The sequence below is a fragment of the Kitasatospora sp. NPDC057500 genome (assembly GCF_042802195.1).
GTDB lineage: Bacteria > Actinomycetota > Actinomycetes > Streptomycetales > Streptomycetaceae > Kitasatospora.
Genome location: NZ_JBHVER010000021.1, coordinates 1 through 13,591, shown reverse-complemented (window position 1 = coordinate 13,591; position 13,591 = coordinate 1). Strand labels below are relative to the sequence as shown.

At 74.8% G+C, this 13,591-nt stretch carries 10 protein-coding genes; 2 read left to right on the top strand and 8 right to left on the bottom strand.

Translation table 11 applies throughout. The features are described from left to right. Positions 1 to 813 precede the first annotated feature (813 nt). The gene (locus tag ACFU74_RS07135) at positions 814 to 2,526 is read right to left on the bottom strand and encodes a DUF2398 family protein (RefSeq protein ID WP_380753045.1); all 1,713 of its coding nucleotides are present in this window, start codon (positions 2,524 to 2,526) and stop codon (positions 814 to 816) included. Between the two features lie 284 nt (positions 2,527 to 2,810). Here ACFU74_RS07135 and ACFU74_RS07130 point away from each other — a divergent pair, with 284 nt between their 5' ends. Beyond that, positions 2,811 to 3,575 (top strand): lysoplasmalogenase, encoded by a 765-nt coding sequence (locus ACFU74_RS07130; RefSeq protein ID WP_380753043.1) that lies wholly within the window; start codon positions 2,811 to 2,813, stop codon positions 3,573 to 3,575. Positions 3,576 to 3,695: 120 nt separating this feature from the next. On the opposite strand, the gene ACFU74_RS07125 is transcribed toward ACFU74_RS07130, so the two are convergent. The 7 genes from ACFU74_RS07125 to ACFU74_RS07095 all read right to left on the bottom strand — a co-directional run bounded on the left by ACFU74_RS07125 (position 3,696) and on the right by ACFU74_RS07095 (position 12,068). Further along, positions 3,696 to 4,367 (bottom strand): hypothetical protein, encoded by a 672-nt coding sequence (locus ACFU74_RS07125; protein WP_380753041.1) that lies wholly within the window; start codon positions 4,365 to 4,367, stop codon positions 3,696 to 3,698. A gap of 165 nt (positions 4,368 to 4,532) precedes the next feature. Continuing rightward, positions 4,533 to 5,336, bottom strand: coding sequence for an exodeoxyribonuclease III (locus ACFU74_RS07120; RefSeq protein WP_380753038.1), 804 nt, complete (start codon positions 5,334 to 5,336; stop codon positions 4,533 to 4,535). 108 nt (positions 5,337 to 5,444) lie between these two features. Continuing rightward, positions 5,445 to 7,235 carry a gamma-glutamyltransferase gene (gene ggt / locus ACFU74_RS07115; protein ID WP_380753036.1) on the bottom strand — a complete coding sequence of 597 codons (1,791 nt, stop codon included), beginning with the start codon at positions 7,233 to 7,235 and terminating at the stop codon, positions 5,445 to 5,447. A 777-nt stretch (positions 7,236 to 8,012) separates the two neighbouring features. After that, positions 8,013 to 9,119, bottom strand: a complete 1,107-nt coding sequence (locus ACFU74_RS07110; RefSeq protein ID WP_380753033.1) for an ROK family glucokinase — start codon at positions 9,117 to 9,119, stop codon at positions 8,013 to 8,015. Next, a complete protein-coding gene (locus ACFU74_RS07105) occupies positions 9,116 to 10,006 on the bottom strand; it encodes an ATP-binding cassette domain-containing protein (protein ID WP_380753031.1) in 891 nt (296 codons plus the stop codon). The genes ACFU74_RS07110 and ACFU74_RS07105 overlap by 4 nt, the downstream gene beginning before the upstream one ends. Beyond that, positions 10,003 to 11,043 carry an ABC transporter permease gene (locus ACFU74_RS07100; RefSeq protein WP_380753028.1) on the bottom strand — a complete coding sequence of 347 codons (1,041 nt, stop codon included), beginning with the start codon at positions 11,041 to 11,043 and terminating at the stop codon, positions 10,003 to 10,005. The genes ACFU74_RS07105 and ACFU74_RS07100 overlap by 4 nt, the downstream gene beginning before the upstream one ends. Beyond that, a complete protein-coding gene (locus ACFU74_RS07095; RefSeq protein ID WP_380753026.1) occupies positions 11,040 to 12,068 on the bottom strand; it encodes a substrate-binding domain-containing protein in 1,029 nt (342 codons plus the stop codon). Before ACFU74_RS07095 ends, ACFU74_RS07100 begins: the two co-directional genes overlap by 4 nt. Before the next feature lie 313 nt (positions 12,069 to 12,381). Between ACFU74_RS07095 and ACFU74_RS07090 the strand changes: the two genes are divergently transcribed. Continuing rightward, positions 12,382 to 13,557 (top strand): alpha/beta hydrolase, encoded by a 1,176-nt coding sequence (locus tag ACFU74_RS07090; RefSeq protein ID WP_380753023.1) that lies wholly within the window; start codon positions 12,382 to 12,384, stop codon positions 13,555 to 13,557. Positions 13,558 to 13,591: the final 34 nt, after the last annotated feature.

Here is a 13,591-nt window from a genome sequence, read left to right as displayed (position 1 = left end):
ACACCCGCACGTGATGACCGGGGTTCACGGAAGAGGCGACGCCCGCACAACCCCGCCACCCGGGACTCGCGACACAGCCCGCCCCACCGAGGCCACGCCCCCCATCACCCCGCCCCGGCAGGCAGCAGGAACACCGCCGCGTCACGGAAGCTGCGACCGGCCGCACATCCACCGCCCGGGGGCGCGGCCGGGCCGCCGTTCCGCTCCCCACCACCGGGCACGCATGAACGCCGGAGGCCGGCGCCGCGTGACACGGCGGGACGGCGGGACGGCGGGACGGCAGCTTCGCGCTCCCTCCCTGGCTCCGCCCCGCGCGGGGCGGAGCCAGGGGGAATACGGCCGACCGGTGGACAGGGGTGGGTGGCGGCCTCCCACCCAGTCCGCCGGCCCCGGCCCCACCCACCCTGGCGGGAAGCACAGGTGCCCGGCGGGCTCGCCAGTGCCGGGGGACGGCCCCGGTCAGGAGGACGACGCAACGCCCACGTACCCGGCCAGCGCGGCGACCAGACCCCCACTCCGCCGCCCCGTGACCCCACCCACCCCGGCGGGAAGCACAGGTGCCCAGCGGGCTCGCCAGTGCCGGGGGACGGCCCCGGTCAGGAGGACGACGCAGCGCCCACGTACCCGGCCAGCGCGGCGACCAGACCCCCACTCCGCCGCCCCGTGACCCCACCCACCCGAGCGGGCCAGCCAGTGCCGGGAAGAAAACGCCGCAACCGCGCGGCCGGCCGACGCTAGACAGGCCTCCAGACGCGTCGGCCGACATGGACGACGGCCCGGCCCGTGGCAAACAGCCACCACAGACGCCAGCCCCTACCCACCCCGACAGGCGGGTTGACCGGTGCGGGAGGTGGCGGGGGTGGGGATGGGGCGGGAGTGGCGGCCGGTGCCGGGGGCGGGGAGGAGGTCGGGGGCCTGGGCGTAGCGGGCGGCGGGGGCGCGCAGGAGCCAGCCGGAGGGGCGGGTGGTGATCAGGCCCATGCGGTGGAGCAGGTCGAGGGCGTCGCGACGCAGCGCGGTGCGGTCGGCGAGGTAGTCGCGGCGCCAGCCGGCCGGGAGGCCGTACTCGTCGGCGATGTCGCCGAGCACGCCGTCTATCAGCGCGTCCGGGACGGGCACGTCGGTGCCGGTGGTCTCGCCCGGCAGCGGGCGGACCTCCTCCACCAGGCGTTCGACCAGCAGCAGGGCGGCCTGGGCGGCCGTCCCCGCACCGGACAGGGCGAGGTCGGTGAGTTCCTCCGCCGGATCGAGGAGGGCGACGCCCTCGGCCCGGTGCTCCGCCTCCAGGCCGAGGAAGTCGGCGAGCGCGGCGGGACCGGAGTGCCGGTGGTCGCGCAGCCAGGCGCGCTGTTCCTCGGGCAGGTCGGCGGCCAGGACGGCCGGGGTCTCGGCGAGGCGGCGGCGGACGGCGGTGCCGGGCTCGGCCTCGGCGGCGCGGCGGATGAGGTCGGCGGCGTCGTCGGCGAGCGCGGGCGGGCCGGCCGGGACGGCACGGGCGAGTTCCCGGTCGACCGTCAGGACGGCGGACGCGTCGGCGAGGTCGGCCGGGACGTCCGCGACCACCTGCCAGTCGGCGAGCACGGCGAGCACCGTGGCGAGGTCGGCGGGGTCGCAGGGGCCGTCGGCCCGCAGCGCGGCCAGCAGGCGGCCGAGCGGCAGCCGTTCGGGGGCGTCGACCAGCAGCGCCAGGACGAGGGCGAGCCGGGCGTAGCCGCCGGGGGTGAACGGGGCGCCGGTGGCGGGGTGTTCGAGACGGCGGACGGCGCCGCGGCCGGGTCCGGCCTTGTGCAGCCGGGCGTGCCAGGGGCCGACCACCAGGGGGTAGCCGAGCAGGGTATCGAAGCGCTCGGCGAGCCAGTCGCGGTGACGGCGGATCAGCGGGAAGCCGTCGGCGTGCGGCCCGGAGGCGGTGACCAGCGGGTGGGCGAGGAGCAGCCGGGCGGCGATCCGGCGTTCGGCTGCGGTGGTCGCGGCGCAGCGATCCTGCGGCACGAGGGCGGTGGCGGTGCGGGAGCGTTCGGGCCTGCGGTGGCGCCCGGGCGTGCCCGGCTTGGCCCCCGAGAGGACGACGGGCAGGGCGGCGGCGTCCCGCCGGGCGCGGCGCAGGCCGGGGGCGGTGCGCGGTTCGCGGGTGCGCAACGGCGCGGGGGTGTGCGCGGTGGGGCCGTGCCACCAGCTGACCTCGGCGGCGGGCACCCCGGCACCGGCGTCGGACGGTTCGGCGGGGGCGCCGAAGTGACGGGCCGGGTAGAGGCCGAAGGAGGCGGCGCACAGGTCGTCGGCGGTGCCGGGGTCGGCCTCCGCGAACCAGCGCGCGAGCCGGAGCAGGCCGGGGTCGGGCGAGAGCTCCTGCGGGACGTCGGCTCCGCCCGCAGGACCGGGTGCAGGGCCGGGTGCGGGGACGCGAGCGGGTGCGCGTACGACGACGACGGCGTCGGTGGTGCTCCGCCCCGCCCCGCCCGTGCGTCCGTCCGACGTGCCACCGGCCGTCCGAGCGACGCCGGTCGCGTACTCCTGCTGCTTCATGTCGGGGACCAGACTAGACGCTGGGCGCGGCCCCCGCTGGCAGCCGCCCGGGGCGCGGCGACATCCGGCCGGACCGCGGCCGGGCCGCGGCCGCCCCTCGCACGCGGCCCCCGGGAGGCCCGTCGGCCGGGCGGCACGTCACCCCGGGCGCGCCGCCTGGTCTACGCACCGGTAACAATCTCTTCCGCACCCCCGCCCCGGTCCCCTATCGTGCCCGGCACGGGCCATTCGCCCGCGACCGGCTCCCCCGCCTGCTCCCCCACCCACCCGGAGGACACCGCCGCATGAGCATCCGTACGACCACCCGCGCCGTTCTCGGCGGCCGGCTGCGCTCGGCCTCCGGCCTGTTCGCCGGCTTCGCCGCCACCTCGGCGGCCCACCTGGGGGCGCTGCTGACCGACACACAGGTGCTGCGGCACGCCACCAAGCCCGCGCTGATGCCGCTGCTGGCCGCGCACAGCGTCGTCAGCGCCGCCGCGGCCGGCCGGCGGGCGCCGAAGCTGCTGGCGCCGGCGCTGCTGGCGAGCGCGGGCGGGGACGTGCTGCTCCAGCTCGACTCGGACCCGGCCTTCCTGGCCGGAATGGGCTCGTTCGCGGCGGCGCACGTCTGCTACGTGACGATGTTCGCCGGCCAGGGCGCGCTGACCGACCGGCGCCGGACGCTGGTGGTCGCGGCGGCATACGCGGCGGCCTGGGCCTCGATGGTGGGCCTGCTCTGGCCGGACCTCGGGGACCTGCGGATACCGGTGGCCGGCTACAGCCTGCTGCTCGCCTCGACGGCGGTGGCCTCCGCCGGGCTGGGCGTGCGGACCGGGCTGGGCGGGGCGCTGTTCCTGCTCTCGGACACCCTGATCGCCACCAAGCTGGCCGACTGGCGGGAGCTGCCGGGGCACGACTTCTGGATCATGGCGACGTACATCCTGGCGCAGTACCTGCTGGCCACCGGCGCGCTGCGGGCCGCCGAGGCCCGGGAGGGGGCTCTGGAGGAGGCTCTGGAGGAGCGGAAGCCGCAGGACGCTTCGGCGGTCCTGGCCGACGGGACCGCCTGACCGCCTGACCGTCTGACCGCACGACAGCCTGACCGCACGACGGTGCCGCCGGACGCCAGAGCATCCGGCGGCACCCCGCCCGCGGGCACGGCCCGCGGAGGCGTTCCCTCAGGCGTTCCCTCAGGCGGACCCGGCGCCCGAGCGCCGCCGCAGCAGCCAGAATCCGGCGATCCCGCCCACGACCAGCAGCGCACCGCCCGCCAGCTCCACCGGGTCGGCGGCGATCGAGCCGCCCAGACCGGTCTTCACCGTGCCGTGCGGGGCGACCTGCTGGCTGCCGGCGCCGGACTGCCCGAGCGAGCCCGCCCACTCGCCGGCCGCCTCGCTCCACCCGCCGATGCCGGAGGGCGCGGAGCCGCCGGCCGCGACGGAACCACCCGCCGCGGCCGCACCGCCCGCCGCCGCCCCGGCGCCACCGGAGGAGGTGGAGACCGAGATCGTCGTCACCGTGACGCTGGTGGTGAAGGCGGCGCCGTCCGGGCAGCTGCCGTCGACCTTGTTGTCGCCCCCGTGCTTGTCCGCCAGCCGGGCGGAGCCGGTGTGCCTACCGTCCGAGCCGAGCGTGAGGGTGGCGGGGCCGCCCTCGAAGGCCGGGGAGTTGGCGGTGATCGTCTTGGCGGTGGGCTTGTCGGACTTCTCACAGGCGACCGTGACCGTCACGGTCTGGCCCGGTGCGGCCTGGGACGGGCTGACCGAGGCGGTGCCGTCCTTGGCCGCCGCCAGCGGGGCGGTCAGGCCGGTCAGCAGCGTCGCGCCGATCAGGGCGGCGGCGGCCGTACGCGTGGGGCGCATACCGGAACCTCCGGGATTCTCTCGGGCGCGGCCGGGGACTCCGACGTCCACGTGATCGAACAACCACACCCGGTCACTCACCGACGGTAGGCACCCGCCGCGCGCCCGGCCACCGCTCTGGCCCGTTCGAGGGAGAGCCGGCTACCGCGCGTCACCCGGCCGTGGTCAGAGGTCCAGGTCGACGACCACGGGGGCGTGGTCCGACGTGCCCTTGCCCTTGCGCGCCTCGCGGTCGACGTAACTGTCGGTGACGGCGTCCACGAAGGGCTTGTTGGCGTAGGTGAGGTCGATCCGCATGCCCCGGTTCTTCGGGAAGGCCAGCTGGCGGTAGTCCCAGTAGGTGTAGGGGCGGTCGTACTTCAGCGGGCGCGGCACCACGTCGTGCAGCCCGGCCGCGTCCAGGGCCGCGAGGGCGGCCCGCTCGGCGGGGGTGACGTGGGTGAGGCCCTCGAAGGCGGCCACGTCGAAGACGTCGTCGTCGCCCGGCGCGATGTTGAAGTCGCCGAGGACCGCGAACGGGCGCTCGCCGGCCGCGTCCTCCAGCGAGGCGCGGCGCAGCGCCTCCAGCCACTCCAGCTTGTAGCGGTAGTGGGCGTGGTCGACCTCGCGGCCGTTGGGCACGTAGACCGACCAGACCCGGACCGGGCCGCAGGTGGCGGCGACGGCGCGCGGCTCGACGTCGGGCAGCAGGGCGCCGTCGGCGAGGTAGCCGGGCTGCTCGGGCAGGTCGCGCACCACGTCGTCGAGGCCGATCCGGGAGACGATCGCCACGCCGTTCCACCGGCCGGTGCCGTGCGCGGCGGTCTCGTAGCCGAGCTCGCGCACCGGCTCGTACGGGAAGGCGTCGGCGGCGCACTTGAGCTCCTGGAGGCAGAGCACGTCGGGCTTGGCGCTCTCCAGCCATTCGAGGAGCTTGGGCAGCCGCGCGGTGACGGAGTTGATGTTCCAGGTGGCGATGCGGACGGTCACGGCGGGCGGCCTTCCCGGTGGCGGTTGAGGTACGGACGATCAGGGGCGGGCGCCCGTCAGGACGCCCACCCCGAATCTACCGAACCGCACCGACAGTCCCGCCCGCCCTCACGGCGCGGGCCGCACCACCGCCGCCGAGCCGCCGCCGCGGCGCACCGGCTCGGCGGCGGCGACCCAGCGGCCGTCCGGGAGCCGCTCGACGCCGGTCGCGGCGCCGATCTCCGGCGTGCTCGCGAACACGTGGCCGAGCGCCTCCAGCCGGGCCCGCTCGGGCAGTGCCAGGAAGGACGGCTCGGCCTGGGTGGCGGCGGTGTTGCGCTGGCTGGCGCGCGGCGCGGCGATCGCCTGCTCCAGGCTCAGGCCTCGGTCGAGGCGGCCGAGCAGCACCTGGAGGGTGGTGGTGATGATGGTCGCGCCGCCCGGCGAGCCGGCCGCCAGCAGGGGCTCGCCGTCGCGCAGCACGATGGTCGGCGAGAGCGAGGAGCGCGGGCGCTTGCCGGGGCCGGGCAGGTTGGGGTCGGGCACCCCGGGGAACAGCGGGGTGAAGTTGAAGTCGGTCAGCTCGTTGTTGAGCAGGAAGCCGCGCCCGGGGACGGTGATGCCGCTGCCGCCGGTCTGCTCCAGGGTCAGGGTGTAGGAGACGACGTTGCCCCAGCGGTCGGCCACCGTGAGGTGGCTGGTGCTCAGGCCCTCGTAGGGCTCGGCGGCGGGCGCGGGGGCGGCGTCCGGGCAGCCGGCCGGGTGGCGCGGGTCGCCGGGGGCGACGGGGCTGGTGAGCGCGCGGTCGGGGCTGATCAGGCAGGCGCGGGAGGCCGCGTAGCGCGCGGACAGCAGCTCCTTGACCGGGACGTCGTTGAACGCCGGGTCGCCGACCCAGCGGTTGCGGTCGGCGAAGGAGATCCGCGAGGCCTCCAGGAAGTGGTGGTAGTACTGCGTGGCGTCGTAGCCGGCGAGCTCGCCGTCCTCCAGGATGCCGAGCGCCTCGCCGACGGTGGTGCCGCCGGAGCTGGAGGGGGCGATCGAGTAGACGTCGTAGTCCCGGTAGGCGACGTGGGTGGGCTGCTGGCGGCGGACCCGGTACGCGGCCAGGTCGGCGGCGTCCACCTGGCCGGGGCGGGCGATCCGGCCGGAGGCCGGGTCGACCGGCGGGTGCTGGATCGTGCGGACGACGTCCTCGCCGATCGCGCCCCGGTAGAGCGCCCCGGTGCCCTCCTTGCCGAGCTGGCGGTAGGTGGCGGCGAGGTCGGGGTTGCGGAAGGTGGAGCCGACGGCCGGGAGCGCGCCGCCGGGCAGGAAGAGCTTCGCGGTGTCGGGGAAGTCCTTGAACCGCGCCTGGTTGAGCGCGGTCTGGTCCTGGAAGGTCTGGTCGACGGTGAAGCCCTGCTCGGCGATCCGCTGGGCGGGCTTGAGCACCTCGGCGAAGCTGCGCCGGCCCCAGAGCCCGACGGCGGTCTCCCAGGTGGCCGGGGAGCCGGGCACCCCGACCGACAGGCCGCTGGTGACGGCGTCGGCGAACGGCAGCGGCCTGCCGTCCTCCAGGAACAGCGAGGTGTCGGCCTTGCGGGAGGCGGTCTCCCGGCCGTCGATGGTGTGCACCCGGCCGGTGGCGTGGTCGTAGTAGACGAAGTACCCGCCACCCCCGATCCCGGCCGAGTACGGCTCGGTGACCCCGAGTGCCGCCGCCACGGCCACCGCCGCGTCCACGGCGTTGCCGCCCTTGCGCAGCACTTCGATGCCGGCCGCCGTGGCGTCGGCGTCCACGCTGGCCACCGCCCCGCCCCAGCCGACCGCCTCCGGCACCTTGGCGGGCGGCGGCGCCGCCCCGGCCGGTCCGGCGGTGGACCACACCAGGGCGGTGGCGAGCAGGAGCGGCGGGGCGACGCGGGCCAGTGCTCTCATCCGATACTCCTCTGAATAGACGTCAACTCCGTTGTTTCACAGGAGGCATGGCCCCGACAACAGCGGCGCTCCGCTACCAATGGGTAGTTGACGCGAGCAGCCGCGGATCCGCTCCCCGCACGGGCGGGGATGGTCCAGACTGGTAGCGGCGCGACTCCACAGTGAGCGTCTGTTCCCCGCCCGACGGGGTTGGCCCCCTCCTCGCCTGTCTGTGCGCATGCCGGAGAGACTGATCCCCGCACGCGCGGGGATGGTACGGCGCCGTTCAGGCGCGGTGAGGTGGCACTGATTCGCACTTCTGCGCCGTACTGCCGCACCAGTGCCACCGGCACAGACAGGCTAGGAGGTTCCTTGAGCGCTCAGCCTCATCACTACTCCAGCGAGCCCCCCGGCATTCGGCGGACTCCTGACGGGATCGCCGCAGTGCTGCATCCGGCGCGCCGGATGCAGTTCCGCACGGAACTGGGCCGGACTTCGAGCGGCGCCGCGTTCGAGCGCCTTCTGGACGTCTGGGTGTGCCGGGCCGGCCTGGACCAGCGCCCCGACCGGGCGGAGCGAGTCCGTGCGGCTCGCGCCGGTACACTACGGACCGTCACATGGGATGAGATCCAGCGTGGGCGGGACGCCAAGGGGGCCTGATGGAAGAGGAGTTCGACCCCGGAGAGCTCTGGCTGCCGAACCGGAGTGGACAGCCGGGATGAGCTTCGGCGTGGGAGGCAGGATCGGCCCGCCTCCCACGCCCGATGGTGTCGTGCCGGGGACCTCCCCGGTGTGCGGTCACGGCACGGCGCGCTCCACCCGGCGGCGCTTGATGGTGCGGAAGCGGCGGGCGACCTGGCGCGCGAGGTCGGCGGCGCCGACCAGGCCGGCCTCGTTGCCGAGGGCCGCGTGCACGATGGCGGCCTCGGGGCGGAAGCCGCGGCCGGTGAGGGTGCGGCGGAAGGTGTCGCGGGCCGGGCCGAGCAGGAGGTCGCCGGCCTCGGAGACGCCGCCGCCGATGACGAAGCGGCCCGGGTCGAGGGCGGCGGCCAGATTGGCGATGCCGACGCCGAGCCAGGTGCCGACCTCGTAGAGCAGCTCGGTGGCGGTCGGGTCGCCGGCCCGGGCGGCCTCGGTGACCAGCGGGCCGGTGATGCCCTCGACGGTGCCGCCGGCCCGGGCCAGCAGCGGCTGGACCACCGGGGACTCCTCGGCGACCAGCTCGCGGGCGTCGCGCACCAGCGCGTTGCCGGAGGAGTACTGCTCCCAGCAGCCGCGGTTGCCGCACGGGCAGCGGTGGCCGCCGGGCACCACCTGCATGTGCCCGAACTCGCCGGCCAGCCCGTACTTGCCGCGGTCCACGAAGCCGTCGCGGACGACGGCCCCGCCGATGCCGGTGCCGAGGGTGAGCATCACCATGTGCTCCTCGCCCCGGCCGGCGCCGAAGCGCCACTCGGCCCAGGCGGCGGCGTTGGCGTCGTTCTCGACGATCACCGGGAACCGCAGCCGCCCGCTGAGCGCCTCCTGGAGCGGTTCGCCTCGCCAGTTGAGGTGCGGGGCGAAGAGCACGGTGGAGCGCTCGGCGTCGACCCAGCCGGCCGCGCCGACGCCGACCGCGTGGACGTCGTGCCGGTCGGCGAGCTCCAGCACCAGTTCGACGATGACGTCCTCGACCACCTTGGGGCTCTTGGACTTGTGCGGGGTGTCGGTGCGCAGCTTCTCCAGCACCTTGCCCTCGCCGTCGACCACACCGGCGACGACCTTGGTGCCGCCGATGTCGACGCCGATGGTCGGCAGCCGCAGCACGCCGGCGGGCAGGGCCCGGCGGCGGCGCTCGGCGCGCGGCCCGAGGCCGAGCAGGGTGGGCAGGACCGGCGGCCGGGTGCCGCCTTGGGGGCTGGTCACGGCTGCGGACGCTCCTCGGCGGGGTCGACGGGATCGGGGCCGGCGGGTCGGCCACCAGGGCTGCCGGGGCTGCCGGGACCGCCGGAGCCGCCGGAGGCCTGCTCGCCGGGGACCTCGGCGCGGGACAGCTCGTGGGAGAGCTCGGCGAGGTCGGAGCCCCCGGCCATCTCGGTGGTGAGCTGTTCGAGGCCGATCTCCGCCCGGGGGTGGCTGCCGGCCATCCGGCCCCGCTTGAGCAGGGTGAAGTGGTCCCCGACCAGGTACGCGTGGTGCGGGTTGTGGGTGATCAGCACCACCCCGAGGCCGGCGTCCCGGGCGGCGGTGACGTACTTGAGCACCACCCCGGACTGCTTGACGCCGAGCGCGGCGGTCGGCTCGTCCAGGATCAGCACCCCGGCGCCGAAGTGCACGGCGCGGGCGATCGCCACGCACTGGCGCTGGCCGCCGGACAGGGTGCCGATCGGCCGGTCGACGTCGGGCAGGTCGATGCCCATGTCGGCGAGCGCCCTGCGGGTGGTGGCGCGCATGCCGTCGGCGTCGATCCGCAGCCCGCCCCAGCGCTTGTACCCCTGCTCGGAGCCGAGGAAGAAGTTGCGCCAGACGGGCATCAGCGGCACCACGGCGAGGTCCTGGTAGACGGTGGCGATGCCGCGGTCCAGGGCCTGGCGCGGGGAGTCGAAGCGGACCTCCTCGCCGCCCACCGTGAAGGTGCCCTCGTCGTGCCGGTGCAGCCCGGCGATGATCTTGATCAGGGTGGACTTGCCGGCGCCGTTGTCGCCGAGCACGCAGCTGATCTCGCCGGACCGCAGGGTCAGCGAGACGTCCTCCAGGGCGCGCACGGTGCCGTAGGTCTTCCCGACACCCCGCAGGGAGAGGAGCTCGGTCATCGGGGCCCCCGTTCGGCGCGGCGCTTGACGAAGGAGTTCAGCAGGGCGGCCAGCAGCAGCATCGCACCCAGGAAGAACTTGAACCAGTCGGGGTTCCACTGGGCGTAGATGATGCCCTTGCTGGCCATGCCGAAGATCAGCGCGCCCAGCGCGGAGCCGGCCACCGAGCCGTAGCCGCCGGTGATCAGGCAGCCGCCGATGACGGCCGCGACGATGTAGATCAGCTCGTTGCCGACGCCCTCGCCGGACTGCACGGTGTCGAAGGAGAACAGCAGGTGCTGGCCGAGCACCCAGGCTCCGAAGCCGACGAACAGGTAGAGCACGGTCTTCGTCCGGGCGACCGGGACGCCCACCGCGCGGGCCGCGGCCGCGTCCCCGCCGACCGCGAAGATCCAGTTGCCGAAGCGGGTGCGCAGCAGCACCCAGCTGCCGACCAGCAGCAGGCCCAGCCACCACCAGACGGTGGCCTTGACGGTCAGGCCGCCGACGGTGACCTCGGAGGCGAACAGCCAGCGGCAGGAGGCGAAGCCCTCCATGTCGGAGATCGGCTTGGTGGAGACGGTGCCGGAGACCAGCTTGGTGACGCCGAGGTTGGCGCCGGTCAGCATCAGGAAGGTGCCGAGGGTGACGATGAAGCTCGGCAGCTTGGTGCGCGCCAGCATCCAGCCGTTGAACAGGCCGACCGCCAGCGTGACCGCCAGCGAGACCAGCACGCCCACCCAGGTCACCGCGGTGAGCTGGTAGGAGACCATCGACGAGGTCAGCGCGGCGGTGGTGACCAGGACGCCCGCCGACAGGTCGAACTCGCCGCCGATCATCAGCAGCGCGACCGGGACGGCCATGATCCCGATGGTGGAGGCCGCGTACAGCACGGTGCCCAGCGAGGAGACCCGCAGGAACGGCTCGGCGACGGCGGCGAAGACCAGGAAGACCGCGGCGGCCGCGATCAGCGCGCCCAGCTCGGGCCGCCCGGCCAGCCGGCGCAGCGCGGCCGGACGCTCCCGGTGCTCGGAGGCCAGGACGTCGGAGGTGCTCACCTGGTCCCCCTCGCGACGTACTCGGCGAGGGCGTCCGCGTTCTCGGCGGTGAGGATCTGCGGGCCGGTGGCCACCGGCTTGCCGCCGCCGAGCATGTTGAGGTTGAAGCGGTAGAGCCAGAGCAGGTCGACGCCCTGGTAGCCCTGGAGGTAGGGCTGCTGGTCGACGGCGAAGCCGACGGTGCCCGCCTTGAGGCCGGCCACCACCTGGGTGCCCAGGTCGAAGGTGTCGAGCTCGACCGTGCGGCGGGCGTCCTGGACGGCCTGGAGGCCGGTGGCCGCCATCGGTCCGGAGAGGGTGAGCACGGTGTCGATCGCCTGGTCGGCCTGGAGCTTGGCGGAGATCGCGGCGCGGGCGTCCGGCATGTTGACGCCGTCGACGTACATCACCTGGAAGGCGCCGCCGGCGGTGTCCCGGGCGCCGGAGCAGCGCTGCTCCTGGCCGACGTTGCCCTGCTCGTGGATCACGCACAGGACGTTCTTGCGCCCGCGCTTCGAGAGCTCGCTGCCGGCCGCCTGGCCGGCGGTGGCCTCGTCCTGGCCGATGTGGGTCAGCGCGCCGAACTTCGCGGAGTACTCCTGGCCGGAGTTGATGGTGATCACGGGGATGCCGGCGGCCTCGGCCTTGCCGAGCACGTCGGCCATCGCGTCGCCCTTGGCGAGGGTGACCAGCAGGCCGTCGACCTTCTGGTCGACGGCGGCCTGGACGAGCTGGACCTGGTTCTGGGTCTGCGCGTCGTTGGAGTACAGGAAGGTGATGTTGTCCTTGGCGGCGGCCTGCTCGGCGCCCTTGCGCACGGTGTCCCAGAAGGCGTCCCCGGCGCCCGCGTGGGTCACCATGGCGACCTTCCAGCGCGGGGTGGTGACGGCGCCGCCGGCGACGGCCGCGGCCTTGGCGCGGGCCTCCTCGGCGCGTCTGCCTCCGGTGCTGCTGCAGCCGGCGACGGCGACCGTGAGGGCCAGGACGGCCAGCGCGGCGGCGGCGGGCCTCAGCCGGCGGACGGGACTCATGCGGGTTGTGCTCATCCCCATAGTCTCGCTTCCCGGCGGACGCGCCTTCGCACCGCCTCGCCCGGTGGGGCGATCCGTCCGGACGGTATCGTGCCCCGCGGGCCGGATTCCTGGGAGTGCGCTGGATGCGGGGTCCGGGGGCAGCCCGCCAGGGTGGCACACTGGGGCGGACCCGAAAAGGGGGGCAGCGTGCGAACGTGATGTTCCTCTCAGGTTCCGCACAGATTCGGACGGCAACCGATCCCGGTTCCATGCCGTCTGATGCCATTGAGGTGGCGCTCCGGGCGAGTGGGGCCCGGGCGGCTTCGAACCCGGATACGAGAACTTCATGCAACTGACAGGTACGCCTTTCCTCCTCTGCACGGTCCTCCTGGTGCCGGTCTCCATCGCGGTGGCGATGTGGTACTGGGGCCGGGTCAAGGGCCCCGGGCCGGTGCGCGTCCTGTCCAGGCTCGCCATGATCGTGTTCTGCCAGGCGACCGCGGTGGTCATGGTCTTCGTCATGGTCAACAACGCCAACCTCATCTACGGCAACTGGGACGACCTGCTCGGCACCGGCAACCACGTGCGGGCGGTACCCCCCGTCCCGCCGGAGCCCGCCGCGCCCGCCTCCGGCCAGAGCGCGGCCCCGGCGGCCGCCGGCGGGGGCGGCGCACCGGCGAGCGACGCGGCGGCCCACCCGCCGGCCAACAAGGTCCAGCAGGCCTTCCGCAGCGTGGACGACCCCAAGGTGCCGGGCGACGTCCGGAAGACCGACCTCAAGGGCGCGCTGTCCGGCGTCGACGGCGAGGTGCTGGTCTGGCTGCCGCCGCAGTACGACGACCCGGCCTTCAAGGACAAGAAGTTCCCGGTGGTCGAGCTGATCCCCGGCTACCCGGGCTCCTCCTCCACCTGGTACGGCACGCTCAAGGTCTCCGAGCAGCTGAAGCCGCTGATGCAGCAGGGCAAGGTGGCGCCGTTCATCCTGGTCTCGCCGCGCACCCTGCTGCTGGGCAACCGCGTCGACGCGGGCTGCACCGACGTGCCGGGCAAGGTCAACGCGGACACCTGGCTGACCCGGGACGTGCCGCAGATGATCCTGGACAACTTCCGGGCCGACCCGTCCGCCGACCGCTGGGCGATCGCCGGCTACTCGGCGGGCGCGCACTGCGCCGCCAAGCTCTCGCTGGCCCACCCGAACCGCTACCGGGCCGGCGTCAGCCTCTCGGGCTACAACGACCCGGCGACCGAGAAGGACTCGCTGGTCGGCAAGGACCCGGCGCTGCGCGAGGCCAACAACCCGGTCACCATCGTCAAGGGCGCCGCCCAGCCGCCCAAGGTCGCGCTGTACGTCTCGGGCAACAAGGGCGACGGCTACGAGGACGGCCAGGCGATCGCCGCCGCCGCCAAGGCGCCCACCACCGTGCAGGTGGTCGAGACCACCGGCCCGCACTCCAGCGACGTGTGGAAGGACATGGTGCCGGGCGTCTTCGAGTGGCTGACCGGCGTCGTCCCGGCCCAGTAGAGCGGCACCCCCGACGACGGCGGCGGCCCCGGAG